This window comes from Evansella clarkii (genome assembly GCF_002019695.1).
In the GTDB taxonomy this organism is placed as follows: domain Bacteria; phylum Bacillota; class Bacilli; order Bacillales; family Salisediminibacteriaceae; genus Evansella; species Evansella clarkii.
On the sequence record NZ_KV917376.1, the window covers coordinates 27,081 to 45,261 of the forward strand.

Here is an 18,181-nt window from a genome sequence, read left to right on the forward strand (position 1 = left end):
CCGAAACATACCTCATCTGTTTTTTTCTGATAAAATCAAATATTATAGTGACAGACTAATATTTTTTAAAAACAGGGGTGGGGTTTATGTACATAAGAAGACTGCGGGAAGAGGAAATGGAATACAGTATCCGTATGTCGGAGTTTGCATTTCAGTATGAACTTACTGAGAAGGAAAGGGAAGAACGTAAAGCGTGGGTTGCCCCGGAAAACACCTGGGTAGCTGAAGAAAATGGGGAAATTCTCGCAAAAAGCACTACCTTGCCCCTTTCTGTTTATATTTTCGGAGAAAAGGTGCCCATGGGAGGAGTATCAGGCGTAGTTACCTGGCCTGAGCACCGCCGTGGCGGCCTTGTTAAACATCTTCTCCTTCACAGCCTTGAAGAAATGAGGAAAGAAGGCCAGATCTTATCCTTCCTCTACCCTTTTTCCATTCCGTTTTACAGAAAGATGGGCTGGGAGCTCTTCGCCGAACAGCAGATCATAACATTAACAAAGGAGCAGCTCCCTGCTGGTAAGAAAGGCAGCGGTAAGGTGCGCCGGGTGGAGAATGACCTTTCACTAGTAGATGATGTGTACCAGACTTGGGCAAAACGCTACCTGGGAACACTCGCCCGGGATGAGCGCTGGTGGAATATCAATATATTTAAGCGTAAAAAAGGGACACTTGCTGTTTATTACAATGAAGGTAATGAAGCAAAGGGCTATATGATTTACCAGGTGAAAGAAAATAAGATGACAATAAAAGAGTTAATATGGCTGGATACAGAAGCACGTGACGGCTTGTTTGCTTTCATTTCAGACCACGATTCCATGCTGGATAAAGTGGAATGGAACACCATGCCCCACAGCGGCCTGCCGTTTATATTAAGAGACCCTAAAGTGGAGCGAAAACTAGTTTCATACTTTATGGCCCGAATCGTGGATGTGAAAGAGTTTCTTAAAATATATCCGTTTAATTTAGAGAAGGGGAGCGAACCGCTTGTGCTTCATGTTTCCGATGAATTTTGCTCCTGGAATAACGGCACGTACTTTCTTTCAGGCGGGAAAGATGATAAAGAGCTTAAATTTTTCCCGGCAAAAGAGTCAGGTGCCTGCCAGCACCCGCCTAAGAAAGGCCTAAGTCTGAGTGTGCAGACGCTCACGGCTGTTTTGATGAACGCGCAATCAGCCAGCACCCTATATGAGGAAGGGCTGCTCCTGGGGACTGAGGAGGAGGTACAGCACCTGGAAAGGGCCGTACCGGCGAAACAGCCGTTCTTTTACGATTTCTTTTAGAACTCTTTTTTGCCATTTAACGGCATGATAATCCGCTTGCATTGTTGCTGTTTTAAAAACACAAAAAAACACATGCGACTGCTGTATAATCGCATGTGTTTTTTAACTATTAATGGCTTATATCTGGCCTCTGGCATAAATTATCGCCAAATTCAGCCAGCCCGCTTTTTCTGTATTATTCCCACATTTTTTTCAATGCTTTTAACGATGTTTTTGATTTACTGTACCGCAATGGAATATCAAAAGTGGTGGTGGATTTCAGCACACTCTTTTGATGGGTAAAAGTATCAAAACTGAACTTTCCATGGTAAGCACCCATCCCACTTTCCCCAACGCCGCCAAACGGCAAATACGGCGTGGCAAGATGCATAATCGTGTCATTTACACACCCGCCCCCAAAGGAGAGGCTTTCAAGGATATACTGTTCCGTTCCCTTGTTCTCCGTAAACAAATAAAGAGCCAGTGGATTAGGTCTGTTCCTCACCTGTTCAATAACTTCATATTCATCTGAATAAGTAAGGATAGGCATGATAGGGCCGAAAATCTCCTCCTGCATAACCTGATCGTCCTGTGTGACATCGATCATTACCGTAGGCTCCATAAAGCGGTTTTCCGCGTTATATTCACCACCATAATACACTTTATCATTATCAAGGAGCTTTGCCAGACGCTCCACATGCTTTTCATGGACTATTTTTGGATAGTCTGCATTTCTGCCTGGATCCTCTCCATAAAACTTCTGAATATAATGAACGACATACTTAAGGAATTTCCTGCGCTTTTTTTCATGGATTAGAATATAGTCTGGCGCCACACATGTCTGTCCAGCATTAATGAATTTTCCCCAGACAATCCTTTTAGCTGCAAGCTTTATATTTGCATCCTTTGCCACAATCGCAGGACTCTTGCCTCCCAGCTCAAGGGTCACCGGCGTTAAATGTTTTGAGGCGGCTTCCATTACTTTCTTTCCTACCTGAACACTTCCGGTAAAGAAGATGTAATCAAAATTTTCGTCCAAAAGGTCCTTTGCCGTCTCAGCATCTCCTTCAACGACAGCAACATACTTTTCATCAAAGGTATCAGCAATCAGTTCCGTGATAACTGAACTTGTGTTCGGCGTCATCTCCGAAGGCTTTATGATCGCTGTGTTTCCTGCTCCAAGAGCACCAATCAAAGGTGCGATCGCAAGCTGGAACGGGTAGTTCCACGGAGCGATAAGAAGGGTAACACCGTACGGATCTTTATGAATAATACTTTTCGTCCCTGTATGAGTTAATGGGGTTTTCTCCTTTCTTGGAGCCGCCCATAAATCAACATTTTTGAGCATATCTTTTATTTCTGCGTAGAGGAAGCCGATTTCAGTGAGGAAGGCTTCATGCTCGGATTTATTTAAATCTTTTTTTAATGCGTCCAGTATATCCTGTTCACGCCTCTGTATTGCTTCTTTAAGGCGGTGGAGCTGCTTCTGGCGAAAGGATATATTTTTTGTTTCCCCGCTGTAAAAATAGTCCCTCTGTTTTTGTACCAGTGAATGAATTGCTTCGTTCATCTGTCCACTCCCCCTTTAGTAAAGGCAGCATTCAAAACTAACACAGCGTTAATGTGCTGCTTCTTTATATATAATTCAATTATAGGCGTTTACCGTGATTTATACAAAATAAGTTTTCCAATCGGCGTGGGATTTTGCTGGAAAAATGCCTTGGTTATCAGTCTAAGGGATCTTTGTTAATTCCATGTTTTAACACATCATATATAGCTTTTCCATCGGTTGGATTTCCTTTCCCTACTTCAACTGGAATCAGAGCGTAGACCATATAATACAGGGAAAAATAAACAAACTGATAGAAAAAAATATGCTCCTGGAATATCCCAAGATGGAGCAGGCTGTTCACAATCAAGATAGACAGTAAATTGAATAAAACCCCACCTGCATAAACAAGAGCATGGGAAAACTTATTACTTACATTCAACTCTTCAACCTGGCACCAGGAATCGAGAAAGAATACCCGGCGCACCTCAAAATCACCTGACTGGAAAATGACTTTCCCTTGCCCTATAGTAAACTTCAGTTTCCCTCCGAATATTCTGGCGGTCAGGTAATGTCCGGCCTCATGAATAAGTGATACCACAGGGAGGGAAATGAAAATCGCCCATATAAAAGTTGGTATATCCGATAAACCGAACATAAAGCCACCTCGTTTCCCATGGAGAGTCACTGCCTCTAGATGCTTTTCCTCCAGGGCCCCAACATAAAACATTTTTATTAGCTGGTTACCACGGATCGCGGTTGTCGATACGAGAAGTCTTCGACAAGGGCCAGACCCCCGAACTTTTTGTGAATATTTTCAGAAACTCTTGACTTTACCTGCAAGGCTGTTCTTTATAAGTTTAATTGTTTTACCGGGGGGATATAAAAGATTAGAATGATATCAGTAGATGTAACAGGCTGTAACAGGAGGATATTTTATGTTGTGGGAAACATTGTGGCAGTACATTTTGATCTTTGTTATGGCTGCAACGCCGTGGCTTGAGATATTAATAGTAATACCTATCGGAATAGCCATGGGCTTAAACCCATACATGGTTGGAATTGTATCATTTATAGGAAACTTTCTTCCGATTATCTTAATCGTATACTTGTTAAAATGGTTCCAGCAGACAAAATGGTATAAGGGCTGGCAGGAAAAGCGCCGTTCCAAAAAACTGCAGAAGCAAAGAAAAAAAGAAGCGGCCGGTACGAACGGGGATATGCAAAGTGACACCTATGAAACAATCCATATTGAGAGCCCTGTTAGCGGCCAGGATCTCAATCGGGAGAAGAATGAACAGGAAACAGATATGGATGACCAAGGCCCGGGTCAGAATCCAGCTGCAAGTAATTTACCGGCAAAGAGAAAGGCTTCTAAAAAAGAAAAAGCCGCAGCTATTTTCCACAAATATGGCCTGCCAGGTCTTGCATTTGTAGGGCCGATCATCACCGGCATTCATTTGGCAGCGGTTATCGCCCTGTCCCTTAAATCGGATAAGCTGAAAACTGCCGTATGGATGGGGGTCAGCCTCCTGATCTGGACTATAGTGATCACAGCAGCTTCTTATTATGGAATTGACTGGATTACAAGATGGTTTTAAAAAACAGGCGCAGCTTCTTAGTACCGAAGCTGCGCCTTTGTTTTTGTGGTAGTTTATCGGCGAGTCGCCGATAAAGTCTGGATTTCGCCGATAAAATCAATTTTTCGCCGATAAATTAGAGAGTATCGCCGATAAAATTAAAATTTAGCCGATAACCGCCCAACCTCCCCTAAAAAAATAATAAACCTACTGTGATTTACCCCTCGCATCTACTGCAAGAACCTCAATCCGGCCGTCCTGCAGCAATAAATTGTAATGATTAAATAAATTTACAGATACACACGCATGATTTGGGACAATTTCCACCTTGTCATTAAGCGCCAAAGACCCTGAAATGCCTTCAAAGCTCTCTGAATTATCCTCGTAATCTATTATGCCGTGTTCCTCTGAAACTCTGCTTACATAAAGTTCCCCGTTTTCTGTAATAACTCTTCCAAAACCTTTAACCGCCTCATTCCCGTGGGCGCCTTTTTCTGTGGTGAGAGCCTTGCTGCCTGCATCAAGTATGAGCCGGTCACCTTTTTTTGAAACTACTGAAGCCACAATAGTAAGAGCTGTTTCCTCCCATGATGCCACCCCTAAACCAGCCTGCATCGCATCGAAAAACACCGCATTTCCAGGCCTTACTTCGGTAATTCCTTTATACTTTGCCGCTTTTTCAAACGTAGGTGTGGAGCCGACACTTAGATGCTTCAGTTTAATGCCTGCTTCGCTGCAAAGCTCTGCGGATTTCAGCACACTTTCCGCTTCTTCTTCTGCAATTGCGTCAAGCTCCTCAGGACCAGAAGCTTTATATGAATGCCCCGCATGGGTGAACATTCCTGTCAGCTGCAAATGGGCACACTTTTTCACTAGAAATTCCGCCAGTTCCGCCGCTTCCTGACCAGGTTCTGTCCCACAGCGGTTCAATCCGGAATTTATTTTTATCCAGACTTCCGCACTAACCGATCTTTTTGCCGCTTCCTCTTCCACGATGCTCCCCTGCTCTATGCTGTCGATAGTTAATATAATTCTTGCCTTTTTTGTCCAGTCGAGCATTCTGCCGATCCTTTTAGGGTCTGTCACTGGAAAAGCAAGCAGTATATCGTCTACCCCGTTTTCAAGGAGCACCTCCGCTTCAGACACTGTTGCAACAGTTATTCCGCAGGCTCCTGCTTCCAGCTGCCGTTTGGCAATCATTACAGATTTATGTGTTTTAAAATGAGGCCTGACCTGAACACCGTATGTATCTCTGACTTTCATCATTCTTTCGATATTCCTGTTTAATTTCATCTTGTCCAGGAGTAGTGCAGGTGTTTCGATTTCATTAATATTTCGAACCATTTAAAAAGCCTCCTTTCCCGTTCCATTATAAAGCTTTTCATACAGGAGTTGTGGAAAAATAATAGGCATTCTAATTACCGGTAAGCGAGAAGTTTACCTACGGAATTCGAATTCACCCGCATAAACCATCTATCTCCCCCGTTTCAAATACATAAAGCTACTTCCCTCAAGCCACTTGTTTACCCTACTCCATCATCTTCCATTGTTCCTTTTCCAGCCAGATTGTGAGACGTTCAATATCCTCCGAAAATACCCTGTCTTTTGTTATGGAAGGGACAATTTTTCTTCCTTCTTCCCAAAGCATCCTTGTCGTCCCGCCCATTTTTACTTTCCCACGGATCTCTGCAGCCTGCATGGCACAAATCATCTCAATAGCAAGCACCCGCCTTGTATTTTTCACAATCTGCGCCCCATGCCGTGCTGCTATGGTTCCCATACTTACATGGTCTTCCTGGTTTCCGGAGGAGGGAATAGAATCCACACTTGCCGGGTGTGCCAGTGTTTTGTTTTCGGAAACGAGGGAGGCGGCAACATACTGCATGATCATCGCCCCTGATTCCAGGCCAGGCTGCGGGCTCAGAAAAGGAGGCAGGTCATTTAGCTGAGGATTTACGAGACGTTCAATCCGCCGTTCAGAAATATTGCCGATTTCTGCAACAGCGATTCCGAGATAGTCCATTGCAAGTGCAACGGGCTGTCCATGGAAATTTCCTCCTGATAAAATCTTTCCTCCTTTTTCAAAAATAAGCGGGTTGTCTGTCGCTGCGTTCATCTCTGTTTCCAGTACCTGTTTTACATATGCGAGGGTCTGCCGGGATGCTCCATGCACCTGAGGAATACACCGAAGAGAATAGGCATCCTGAACCCGCAGATCTCCCTGCCTCGTCACGAGCTTGCTGCCACGTAAATAGTTCCTCATCCTCCTTGCAACTTCAATCTGTTCCTCATGGCCTCTCGCAAGATGGATGTCTTCATCAAAAGCATCAATAATTCCCTGCAGCCCCTCCATTGTCATAGCGCTGATATAGTCTGCCTGTTCGGCTGCTTCTTCAGCATCCAGGTAGGCAAGGGCTCCGGCAGCGGTCATTGCCTGCGTTCCGTTAATAAGCGCAAGTCCTTCCTTCGCCTTCAGTATAACCGGATCTGTATTTGTTGCTGTCAGTACCTTGCATGTTGGTTCCCTTCGCCCGCTGTAAAACACTTCCCCTTCGCCCATTAACGCCAGTGCCAGATGCGCAAGAGGTGCCAGGTCTCCGCTTGCTCCCAGTGAACCTTGAGAAGGAATTACAGGATGAATTCCTTTATTTATAAACTCAATCAGTTTATCAACAAGCTCTTTCCGCACACCGGAATAACCTTTCAGGAGAGCATTTGCACGGAGGAGAAGCATAGCTCTTGAGACTTCCTCGCTAAAAGGATCCCCGACACCGCATGCATGGGAGAGAATCAGATTTTTTTGCAGAATTTCCACATCTTCACTGGCAATCTTTACATCACTTAGCTTTCCAAAGCCTGTATTAATGCCATAAATGATCTTTCCATTGCTGACAATCGCTTCAACCGCTTCTCTCGTTTCCTCCACTCTTTTTATTGCTTCACTGCCTGGTGCTACTTCCTCTCTGTCCCGGACTACCTGCTTAAGATCATTTAACGTCAGTGTGTCCCCTGTTAAAATAATCATTTTTTCTGCCACCTTTCCCCGTTCATTGTGATAAAGCAATAAAAAAGCAGTGGAGTGAAATCTGTTTACAGATCTCTCTCCACTGCCTTCGATTTTCGTTTTAACATAAATCCCATGCATAATACATTCATAACTCATCACTCATTTATATTTTTTCTGTTACCATTCTCTTCTTCCATTACCGCTTCTCAACTAAACACTCTGCTAAACAGCACCAGCTGCCAGGTCACTCCCACTCACCTTCTCTTCATCGTACTTACAGGAAGATCCCAATGTCAAGAACTTTCAGACTCCTCTGTTAAATACGCATCTATTCAAGTAAAATGAACTTAACAATCAAGCTGACAGGGATGTGGTAGAAATGGGAGCAACGGTTTTAATAGCTGACAGAGATAAAATGGAATGCCAGGGGACAAAATGGTTTCTTTCCCGCTCCTCTGCAGCAATAGATGCTGTTTATACTTCTTCCTGTGAACAGGAAAGTATTGAACTAATGGACAATTTGCAGCCTGACATTATAGTAATGGAAATTGAAATGTTTTCTGATGAGTCTATTAAAAGAATTTATGCTCTCGGGGAAAGGCCGGACATACAGTTTATTTGCACAACTGCCGAAGCCACCTTCGAACTGGCAATGAAAGCCGTCAAAATTGGAGCTGCAGATCTCCTTTTAAAACCTCACACTCCTGCACGACTCTACGCTTCAATTAAAAAGTCTTTAAATAAACTAAGCAGCCCGCCGCGGCAAAACAGCCATTCCCATAATAAAAATTCCCTCGGTAATGATCTGTTTTCATACGCTAAGCTATTTGGCAGAAATATGGAACCACTGCCCACCGGCTGCCTTATCTCTTATATTCCCGGCGATAAAAAAGCTGTTTTTTCCACAGCAGAACAACTGCAGTCCTTTTACTCCCCTGAAAAAATAAATATGCTGCCTCTTTCAGGAAAAGTACTTGTTTATTTACCGAAGAAAACCAAGCAGGAATGGGAAAAAGAGGCCAACCAGTTTCTCCATTTCTGGGAAGAAAAAAATGACACTCCTTTATCCTGTATTATTTGTGAAAATACCGCTCCTCCGTTAAAAACGTTGAAGGCACTCTATAAAGAATCGGAAGATATGGCTGAGATGGTCTTTTATCAGGGACAGAGGAAAGTTCTCTCTTTTCACGAACCGGTGAAATGGAAAACATACGACCCTTTTCTGTCTCCTGCTGAGCAGAGAAAATGGATTGATATGCTCAATCAGCAGGACCTTACAGCCATTAAAGAAGTTTTATACAGCGGTTTCCTGAAGATCAGAGAACCGTATCCTTCGCCTAATATTATAAGAACGAAGCTCACAAGCATACTTGCTCAGATTCGCCGTTTTATGCACCTTTTTAATTTGACAAAAGGAACCATTGAAACGCAGTATGAAGCCACCTATGAAACAATACTCAACCGGCCTGTCCTGTACAGTATTGTGCAGGAATTATACATATTCATTCAAAACGTTTTTGAGGAAGCACATTTGAAAGAAAAACAGTTAATTTTTGATGCAGTAGAACATGCTGTCTTTTATCTGGAACGAAACTACTGGAACAGCGAACTTAAATTAGAGGACGCTGCAAACTCGGTAAAGCGCAATCCTTCCTACTTAAGCCATTTGTTTAAAGAAAAAACAGGCTTGTCATTCCGGAAGAAATTATTAAATATCAGGCTGCAGGAAGCAAGACGTCTTCTTGCAGAAACTCCTTTAACTATTAAGGAAATCACTGTCCTTTGCGGCTTCAGGGAAGCCAGTTATTTCAGCCGTTGTTTTCACCAGCAGTTCGGTGTATCACCAAGCGCTTATCGTTTAAGTAAGGGGGCCATCTCCCAATCACCTTCCCAGAACAAAAATCATATCAATACCTGAAATTTTTACACTAACCTAAAATTTTTATCACTTTTACCAAGTCCTCTAATGATTCGTTTCTCGTCCCCTAAAATAATTCTGCTATTTCTCTGGTTATTCATCTGTAAACAGCTATGAAACTCCATTACGATGAAGGCAAATCAATAAAGGGGTGGCCAAAGATGAGTAAAAGAGTTATCCGGGCAAGTCATGGAACGGATCTGGAAACGAAAGGCTGGGTACAGGAAGCAGCACTCAGAATGCTCCGCAATAACCTCGACCCTGATGTTGCGGAAAACCCTGATGATCTTGTTGTTTACGGAGGCATCGGGAAGGCAGCGAGAAACTGGGAAAGTTATGAAGCTATCATTGAAACTCTGATAAACCTTGAAAATGACGAAACCCTTCTCATTCAGTCAGGCAAGCCTGTCGCTGTGTTTAAAAGCCATGAAAACGCGCCAAGAGTACTCCTCGCTAATTCAAATTTAGTACCGGCATGGGCAAACTGGGACCACTTTCATGAACTGGAGAAAAAAGGGCTCATTATGTACGGGCAGATGACTGCAGGAAGCTGGATTTATATTGGCAGCCAGGGGATTGTCCAGGGAACGTATGAAACATTCGCAGAGCTTGCCCGACAGCATTTCAGCGGCACTCTCAAAGGAACAATTACACTCACTGCAGGTCTAGGCGGAATGGGCGGTGCACAGCCTCTTGCAGTGACGATGGCTGAGGGAGTCTGTCTGGCTGTGGAAGCTGACCCTGTACGAGTTCAGAGGCGGATAGATACAAAGTATCTCGATGTGATGGCTGAGAGCCTTGATGAGGCTCTTCGCCTCGCGAAATCCGCCAAAGAGGAAGGACGCCCCCTCTCCATCGGGCTCGTGGGAAATGCCGCTGAAATTCTGCCTGAAATGCTTAAAAGAAAGTTTATCCCGGACGTTCTGACAGACCAGACCTCTGCTCACGATCCGCTGAACGGCTATATTCCGGAAGGGTACTCCTTATCAGAAGCAGAAAAGCTGAGAAGCCAGTTCCCCGGTGAATATGTAAAAAAAGCAAAAGCAAGTATGGCAAAGCATGTAGAGTGCATGCTTGATATGCAGCAAAAGGGTGCCATCACCTTCGATTATGGAAACAATATCCGGCAGGTTGCCTTTGATGAGGGTGTAGAAAATGCCTTTGATTTCCCTGGGTTCGTCCCCGCCTATATCCGGCCTCAGTTTTGTGAAGGAAAAGGGCCGTTCCGCTGGGTTGCTCTTTCCGGTGACCCTGAGGATATTTATAAAACAGACGAAGTTATTTTAAAAGAATTCGCCGAGAACGAAGCATTATGTAAGTGGATCCGTATGGCCAGGGAAAAAATCCAGTTTCAGGGACTGCCTTCCAGAATATGCTGGCTCGGATACGGGGAACGGGCTCGTTTTGGAAAAATCATTAATGACCTTGTTGCAGCAGGTGAGATTAAGGCTCCCATCGTCATCGGCCGTGACCATCTTGATTCTGGCTCAGTAGCTTCGCCAAACCGGGAAACGGAAGCGATGAAGGATGGAAGTGACGCGGTAGCTGACTGGCCAATATTAAATGCGCTCATCAACAGTGTTGGCGGAGCAAGCTGGGTTTCCGTCCATCATGGCGGTGGTGTCGGAATGGGTTATTCACTCCACGCTGGCATGGTAATCGTTGCTGATGGGACAAAAGAGGCAGAGGAAAGGCTTGAGAGGGTCCTTACCACAGACCCTGGAATGGGGATAGCACGGCATGCTGACGCTGGTTATGAAAAAGCGATTGAAACTGCTGAAAAAAAAGGGATTCATCTCCCGCTGATCACCAGGAAAGGAGCAAAATAAAATGGGTTATGTATTTATAAAAAACGCAAATGAACTTTTGACAGTAAAAGGACATTCGGAAAAGCCTGCACGGAAAGAAGCAATGAACGACCTTGGAATCATTGAAAACGGTGCCCTCCTTATTAAAGACGAGAAAATAGAAGCTGCCGGGGAAACCGAATTTTTAAAAGAAAAGTATTCCGATGAAATAAGACAGGCGGAAATCATTGATGCAAAAGGAAAAGTAGTAGCTCCGGGATTTGTTGACCCTCATACCCACCTTGTTTTCGCAGGTACACGAGAAAACGAATATAACATGAGGCTGCAGGGAGCTTCCTATATGGAAATCATGGAGCAGGGCGGAGGCATTCATGCCACAACAAGAATGACCCGCGAGGCATCCTTTGAAGATTTGTACGACCAGAGTTTTCGCAGACTCGATAAATTCCTTGAGCACGGGGTGACCACCCTGGAAGCAAAAAGCGGTTATGGGATGGAATGGGAAGTTGAAAAGCGGCAGTTAGAGGTGGCCCATGAACTGGATAAAAAGCACGCTGTTGATATTGTCCATACCTTTATGGGAGCCCATGTCATTCCCCGGGAATATAAAGACAGCCCTGATGAATTCGTACGGATTGTCACAGATGAAATGCTGCCAAAAGTAGCGGAATCAAATCTAGCTGAGTTTAACGATGTTTTCTGCGAGCGGGGAGTGTATACTCCTGAGCAGTCAAGGAGGATTTTAGAAGCGGGAAAAAAATACGGACTCCTTCCTAAAATTCATGCAGATGAAATTGAGCCGTACGAAGGGGCGGAACTTGCAGCAGAAGTAGGAGCAGTGTCTGCAGACCATTTATTAAAAGTTTCCGACCGTGGTCTGGAGATGATGGCAGAGCAAGGGGTAGTCGCCGTGCTTCTTCCTGGTACAGCCTTTTTCCTTATGGCGGAATCCGCAAATGGAAGAAAAGCCATTGATGCAGGTGTGCCTGTTGCTCTATCCACAGACTGTAATCCCGGTTCATCACCAAGCGTTTCCATGCCATTTATGTTGAATCTGGCGAGCTTAAAAATGGGGATGGCACCTGCAGAAGCCATCACGGCAGCAACGATAAATGCAGCACATGCAATTAAACGAGGGTCAACTATCGGAAGTCTTGAACCTGGAAAAAAAGCAGACGTAGTGATCTGGGATATTCCCCACCACCTGCAGTTTACTTATCATTATGGCGTCAACCATACAGAAACTGTTATTAAAAATGGAAGAATAGTTTATTCGAAAGGTGATAAACTATGAAAATAAGTCACGAGGGATTAACCCCTCCCTCCTTCACCTGGACAAGTGACAGGGAAAATACCGCAAAAGTCCACGAGTGGATTAAACCTGTAACGGAAATAAAATCAGAATCTGATTTAAACGAGGCGGATGCCCTTCTTTTCGGCATCCCTCTCTCCCGCTCTTCAATCAGCGCATCTGCAGCTTCAGAGTTCCCTGATTTTTTCCGGAGATCCTGGAAAGGCTTTGCAACGTATAATATAGATGCCGACCTGGATTTATCACAGCTTTCAGTGATTGACCTTGGAGATACGGTTCAGCATGTAACGAATATAGAAATATGCCACAGCAACATTATAAAAGCGATGAGAGATATAAAATCCAGGCACAGTCGTCCATTGCCCATAGCTATTGGGGGAGATCATTCCGTTACCGCTAAGCTGATTCAAGGATTAAAAGAAGCTGAGCCTGAGACCAAGATCGGTTTGCTGCAGTTTGACACCCATTTTGACCTCAGAGATCCTGCAGAACTTGGGCCGGCAAACGGGACTCCTGTAAGGCTGATGATTGAAAAAGGTCTTATTCAGGGAAAGCATGTTCACAATATTGGCCTCCATGGTTTTTTTAACACTATGGATCTAAAAGAATTTGCTGATACTCACAATGTGAACTATACAACGATGAGAACTGTCCGGAAAAAGGGGATTGAAAAGGTCGTCACCCAGGCTTTGGATGACCTCTCGAAAAAAGTGGATGTTATCTATTTAACTTGCGATATGGATGTGCTGGATATGACGTACGCCCCGGGAGTCCCAGCAGCAACACCAGGAGGAATGCGAACCGATGAGCTTTTCGAAGCTGTTTTTACAGCGGGACAGCACCAAAAAGTATCGGCCATGGATATTGTATGCCTGGATCCCCATAAGGATTTTGGACAGATGACGGTGAAAGCCGGTACCCATGTTTTCCTGAGCTTTTTAACAGGGTATGCGTTAAGAAATAAGCAAGTCTGAAGAAAAGGAAAGCCCCGTGAAAAAACGATAGTTCCAGTTTTCTCACGGGGTACTGTATTGTAATGCCTCCATGGCTTTTTTATAGTATAGCGAGGAAGATTGGTAGTCACCGCTTTTTTCATAATACCTGGCAAGTTCCCCGGCTGCTTTGGGCAAAAAGCCGTCCAGATCCATGTTTTCAAAGAAAGGTATAACTTCATGGGAAATAACCTTCCCAGCGTCTTTTTCGCCACTTGGATCAGAAAGCACCTGATAATAAATCAATTTATGCAGCGAAACTTTTTCTTTTACAGACAGCTCCCGCTCAGACCTGATGTTCCGGATAATCTCCATTCCATGTTCCACCCAGCTGACCATTTCCGGTTTGTGCCCTAAATAATTTAATTCTTCCAGGATAGCACAGATCGTAACTAACCGCTCTTCTTTTTCTCTTAGTCTGTAACTTAACTGGTACTGGTGGACAGCACCTTTGTGCCGTCCCATCGCAGAATACATTTCTCCCACTAACTGCTTGATTTCAGCTTCGAGCTTCTGGTCTTTCAACTGGCTGGCAATCCTCGAGGCGAGGCTGTAGTTTTCTTCGGCTTCTTTAAATTTCTTCAGCGCTTTATACGCTTTTCCAAGATGAAGCCTGCAGTCACCGCTTTTTATGTAATCATAGGAAGAATCAAAGGCATCAACAACCTGAGAAAGATAATAGATTGCAAGAGTGGAATTATTCAGTTTAGATGCACACAGCCCTGCCATATAGTACAAGTCTGTTGTTTCAAACCTTGGGTGAATAAAAATATCTATTTTTCCTTCAGCAAGTTCAAGCAGCTCTCCGGCAATAGCATAATTATTAATATAGTATTCCCTGGCCGCTTTAACTTTCAAGAAATAAAAGAAAAGCTCTGAATCATTTATGTCTCTTATTACATTTTCATTTTGAAAGATGATTTCTTTAGCACGAGCACCCTCGTTTATTAGAAGGCACATTCGCGCAAAAAACAGCTCGAATAATACAGAAAGCTTCCGGCGTTTTAAGGAGGCGACTTTTTGCTGCAAATCCACAAATTTTTCCTCAGCGTTATGTACTTCCCCATTAATGATCAGCCTGTGCCATTCGTGTAATTCTTCCTTTAGTTTTTTCTCATCATACAGATGAATTTGCTGCTGGTTAATGTTGAGTCTTTCCATGAGCATGTCAAGAACTTCGGGACTGGGATTCGCCGTGTCATTCTCTATCTTGCTGTAATAGGAAACAGAACAAATACCTTCACAGACTTCTTCCTGTCTTTTTTGCTGTCTCAGCCGGTTATATTTTAATACTTTGCCAAGCACTCAATACACCTCCGCAGCAATTAGTTAGTACAGGCCTTTTTCAGAAGAATAAACGACATGAAAAGTGCCTGTCCCTTCCTCGATAATCATCCTAGGACAAAAGTACCTTTATATAATAATATACAATATTAAACAATTAATAAATAATGTTAACTAAAGAAATTTTTCACATATTTCGTATTTATTTTCCTGAAGGGTTATTTTCTATTTTCTTAACCGCTCTTTTATTGTTATGACAAGGACTTTGCACCAGTAACTAACAAGTTAGTAAATTATTTTTGGTGAAAGTTGTCGAAATTTTTTTGTTAGTTTAACTGCTGGCGATTAGCAAATTGACCTGCATTCGTAAGTAAATAGGATCGGACTTCAAGAATTGGACGCTCGATTTCGAGAATAGACCATTGACTCCCCGGTTTCGAGAATTGAAACTGACTTTTTAACTCCAAGACCCTGCTTACAAGCATATTTGACCCTGAAAACCTGAAAAAAGAAAAAACTGCTGAGAACAATATCTCAACAGCCTTCTTTATCCACTTGCTGTTTTTCCAGCACCAGGCTAATCATCCCTGACTTTAACGAGAAACCATTTTTCATAAAACGAGCCTCTTCGTTCAGCTTTGTCTTCCCTTAAGCTTTCCAGTTCTTCCCTTGAATAGCCGTGATGTTCGCTGAGGCAGTATATGAGCTCAAGCAAATCCGCCAGCTCTTCCAGTGCCTGTTCTGCATTCCCCGCTTCTAAATATTCTTCCAGCTCTTCCTGCAGCTTCTTTTTAGCCTCCGTTTCAAACTCCCCTGTTTCCAGACGCCTGACGTCACACTCCGCTCCATTTTTTTCTATAATCTCCGGTATCCTGTCTCTCACAAGCTTGTTATATACTGGCATCTTTTCCCCTCCTTTTTTTCGCTCCGGTCAAACGGCAATCTGCCTCTCATGTTTATCAGTCAGTAAAACAGCGATTATATAAGACGCAAAAGAGATCAATATCGGCAGGACCACGGAATGCATTCCGAGTGGATTTGGAAAAAACTGATGGATAATGATATAGCTCGTTACCCCTGTAATCATGGAGGCTAGTGCTCCCCATTTGTTTCCTCTTTGCCAGTACAGTCCGAAAATCAGCGGCCATATAAAAGCAGCCTCAAGACCGCCAAAAGCGAAAAGGTTCAGCCATATGAGCAAATCAGGCGGGCTGAGAGCTAATGCGAACACTAGTACACCTAAAACAGCTGTCACAGAAAAACTTGCTCTTTTTACCTGCTTCTCTGTTGCCTCGGGCTTTATATAGTTTATATAAACATCTTTTACGACAGCGGAACTGACCAGAAGCAGCAGAGAATCAACGGTACTCATAATTGCTGCGAGAGGTGCCGCAAGCACTATCCCCGCAAGCCATGGCGGGAGAACCTCCATTGTAATCAGCGGCATCACCTGATCTGCAACCTCAAGTCCGGGAAGAATCGGGCGTGCAAACACGCCGATTAAATGCATTCCGAGCATAATCACTCCGACTACGATGGTCCCTACAATCAGCGCCCGGTGCATCGCCTTAGCATTTTTGTAGGACATGGCCCTGACAGCAACCTGAGGAAGAGCGACTACACCTACGCCGACGAGGATCCAGAAAGAAGATACATAGGCTGGAGTAAGGCCCCCGTCATGCCCGAAAGGAGTAACAAGATTAGGGTTTTCCGCTACCAGGTCATTCATTATATTGGTAATGCCCCCTCCGGCAATGATTGTTCCGATCAGGATAATTATCGTCCCGAAAAACATGACCACACCCTGGACCGTATCTGTAACAACTACGGCTCTGAAACCGCCGATAATCACATAAATAAGAACAGCTACTGCAAAAATAAAAAGTGCGCTCGTATACGTAAGGCCTGTTAATGACTCAATGAGGTAAGCTCCGCCTACCCACTGGGCTGCCATGGCTGAAAATAAAAATATAATAATACTGGCTGCTGAGATAAGCACTACTGCTTTGGATTCGTATCTTTTCTTCAGGAAATCAATAAGTGTGACAGCGTCATATTTTCTCGCCATAATCGCAAATTTTTTCCCAAGGATAAGAAGTACAAAATACCCCGTTGCCACCTGGGACATAGCGAGAAGCACCCAACCCAGCCCCTGTGTATACGCGGCACCTGGGCCTCCCAGAAAGCTGCTCGCGCTTCCGTATGTAGCAACCATTGTCATGGCCAGTATAAAGCCCCCAAGTTCTCTGCTTCCCAGGAAATATTCGTGGAGAAAAGAACCCTGTCTCCGGCTCATCTGTCTCGAAGACCAGAAACCGATAATAAATATTAATACAATAAAAATGAGTAATGACATAAGTACAGGTGTATTCATTTTTTCTGTCCCCAGTCGTCTTCAAAAGAGACTTCTTTCAGGAAACCTTTAACAATGATGATTACAAGAATAATCATTACAGCAAGCCCGAGAACACAACTGTAAAAAAACCAGGCAGGCAGTCCTAATATGTAGCTGTATTCTTCCACAGGGCCGGAGCCTAATCCATAGGCAAATCCATACCACCAGAGAAAATTAAAGACAACGAGTGCTACCCCGATAATAGCTTCGCGATTCGCAATCTTAAACCGGGGGTCCTCCATTTTTGGTTCTTTTTTATCATCCATTTGCTAAGCAACCTCCTCATCATATTTGGGCAGGAACTTCGGAACGCTGCTTTGTTAAAGAATTCCTTACTTTTACGGAAAATCCTTCAAAAAGAGTTGAAATGTTTTATAAAACCTGAGGTTTATTCCCTGTATCTTTCAGTTTTCCGCTGCAGACCGGTGATGCGGGACGACCCCGCCTCACCTTTCTCCAGTTAAATTTCTTATTCGTCAGGGGTGCGGGACACATCCATAATGGAAAAGAACAAAAGCCATCTTGTTTCGATTTATAAGAAAAATAAACAGACCAAATCCAAAGATTCGGTCTGTTTATTAGTTTTCATCTAATTCTCCACGGAAACGGATCTATTTCCTCCGCACGCCGTGCCTTGTTCTGTATCTTGCTAGACTTTAAAAGTATATGCTGCTTTTTCGGTCTCCACTTTTATACTATCGCCTTCTTTTGTAACTGAAACCGCTCCTGCCAGGGGGATTTCATACATATCGTTAGGGATCTGCGCCTCACCATTATCGCTTTTTATGCTGCCCGTTCCCTGCAGGATAAGTTCCTGGTTCTCCAGATAGTCGTCAATGTGCTCGTCCATGGATTCCCTCAAAGTTACTCCTTCCAGGCTAAGCTTTACTTCATCTGTATCCATCACTTCATTTAAGCCCGTGGAAAGCTCTTCCTTCTTTATAAAAACAGTGCTGCCTTTTATCTCCTGTAGCCAGTCCGTTAGTTCAGTAATAGAGTGTCCCATAATATTCCTCCTGTGTTTCATTTCTAGAGGTACTATTCCCATATTTTCGAAAATCATGCTGGTTTTTAAGTTTT

15 protein-coding genes are annotated in these 18,181 nt (G+C 43.8%); 6 read left to right on the forward strand and 9 right to left on the reverse strand.

All coding sequences use genetic code 11. The features are described 5' to 3' along the window. The first annotated feature begins 86 nt into the window (after nt 1–86). A complete protein-coding gene (locus BK582_RS00145; RefSeq protein WP_078592434.1) occupies nt 87–1,277 on the forward strand; it encodes a GNAT family N-acetyltransferase in 1,191 nt (396 codons plus the stop codon). Nucleotides 1,278–1,452: 175 nt separating this feature from the next. On the opposite strand, the gene BK582_RS00150 is transcribed toward BK582_RS00145, so the two are convergent. Together BK582_RS00150 and BK582_RS00155 are read right to left on the reverse strand one after the other, a co-directional pair. Continuing rightward, nucleotides 1,453–2,826: an aldehyde dehydrogenase gene (locus BK582_RS00150; protein ID WP_078592435.1), complete on the reverse strand. Its 1,374-nt coding sequence runs from the start codon at nt 2,824–2,826 to the stop codon at nt 1,453–1,455. Nucleotides 2,827–2,983: 157 nt separating this feature from the next. Beyond that, the gene (locus BK582_RS00155; protein WP_078592436.1) at nt 2,984–3,463 is read right to left on the reverse strand and encodes an RIP metalloprotease; all 480 of its coding nucleotides are present in this window, start codon (nt 3,461–3,463) and stop codon (nt 2,984–2,986) included. Between the two features lie 280 nt (nt 3,464–3,743). Between BK582_RS00155 and BK582_RS27740 the strand changes: the two genes are divergently transcribed. Then, the gene (locus tag BK582_RS27740; protein WP_244895300.1) at nt 3,744–4,406 is read left to right on the forward strand and encodes a small multi-drug export protein; all 663 of its coding nucleotides are present in this window, start codon (nt 3,744–3,746) and stop codon (nt 4,404–4,406) included. A 186-nt stretch (nt 4,407–4,592) separates the two neighbouring features. Here BK582_RS27740 and BK582_RS00170 read toward each other — a convergent pair whose 3' ends face one another. Next, nucleotides 4,593–5,729 carry an alanine racemase gene (locus BK582_RS00170; protein WP_078592437.1) on the reverse strand — a complete coding sequence of 379 codons (1,137 nt, stop codon included), beginning with the start codon at nt 5,727–5,729 and terminating at the stop codon, nt 4,593–4,595. Between the two features lie 184 nt (nt 5,730–5,913). Beyond that, on the reverse strand, nt 5,914–7,410 hold the full coding sequence (gene hutH, locus BK582_RS00175) for a histidine ammonia-lyase (protein WP_078597704.1): 1,497 nt from the start codon (nt 7,408–7,410) through the stop codon (nt 5,914–5,916). Between the two features lie 361 nt (nt 7,411–7,771). On the opposite strand from hutH, the gene BK582_RS00180 reads away from it, so the two are divergent. The 4 genes from BK582_RS00180 to BK582_RS00195 all read left to right on the forward strand — a co-directional run bounded on the left by BK582_RS00180 (nt 7,772) and on the right by BK582_RS00195 (nt 13,404). Then, on the forward strand, nt 7,772–9,310 hold the full coding sequence (locus BK582_RS00180) for a helix-turn-helix domain-containing protein (RefSeq protein ID WP_078592438.1): 1,539 nt from the start codon (nt 7,772–7,774) through the stop codon (nt 9,308–9,310). A gap of 161 nt (nt 9,311–9,471) precedes the next feature. Next, nucleotides 9,472–11,139: a urocanate hydratase gene (hutU, locus tag BK582_RS00185; protein WP_078592439.1), complete on the forward strand. Its 1,668-nt coding sequence runs from the start codon at nt 9,472–9,474 to the stop codon at nt 11,137–11,139. Nucleotide 11,140: 1 nt separating this feature from the next. Beyond that, nucleotides 11,141–12,412: an imidazolonepropionase gene (hutI, locus tag BK582_RS00190; protein ID WP_078592440.1), complete on the forward strand. Its 1,272-nt coding sequence runs from the start codon at nt 11,141–11,143 to the stop codon at nt 12,410–12,412. Beyond that, on the forward strand, nt 12,409–13,404 hold the full coding sequence (locus BK582_RS00195; RefSeq protein ID WP_078592441.1) for an agmatinase family protein: 996 nt from the start codon (nt 12,409–12,411) through the stop codon (nt 13,402–13,404). Before hutI ends, BK582_RS00195 begins: the two co-directional genes overlap by 4 nt. 42 nt (nt 13,405–13,446) lie before the next feature. Here the strand turns inward: BK582_RS00195 and BK582_RS00200 are convergent, their stop codons facing one another. From BK582_RS00200 to ymzB, 5 genes are all read right to left on the reverse strand, one after another. Continuing rightward, nucleotides 13,447–14,727, reverse strand: a complete 1,281-nt coding sequence (locus BK582_RS00200) for a helix-turn-helix transcriptional regulator (RefSeq protein ID WP_078592442.1) — start codon at nt 14,725–14,727, stop codon at nt 13,447–13,449. A gap of 556 nt (nt 14,728–15,283) precedes the next feature. Beyond that, nucleotides 15,284–15,610, reverse strand: coding sequence for a nucleoside triphosphate pyrophosphohydrolase (locus BK582_RS00205; protein ID WP_078592443.1), 327 nt, complete (start codon nt 15,608–15,610; stop codon nt 15,284–15,286). Between the two features lie 27 nt (nt 15,611–15,637). Beyond that, nucleotides 15,638–17,080: a sodium/pantothenate symporter gene (panF, locus tag BK582_RS00210; RefSeq protein WP_078592444.1), complete on the reverse strand. Its 1,443-nt coding sequence runs from the start codon at nt 17,078–17,080 to the stop codon at nt 15,638–15,640. Continuing rightward, a complete protein-coding gene (locus BK582_RS00215; RefSeq protein ID WP_078592445.1) occupies nt 17,077–17,367 on the reverse strand; it encodes a YhdT family protein in 291 nt (96 codons plus the stop codon). The genes panF and BK582_RS00215 overlap by 4 nt, the downstream gene beginning before the upstream one ends. Before the next feature lie 383 nt (nt 17,368–17,750). Then, on the reverse strand, nt 17,751–18,107 hold the full coding sequence (ymzB, locus tag BK582_RS00220; protein WP_139368191.1) for a protein YmzB: 357 nt from the start codon (nt 18,105–18,107) through the stop codon (nt 17,751–17,753). Between the last annotated feature and the right edge of the window lie 74 nt (nt 18,108–18,181).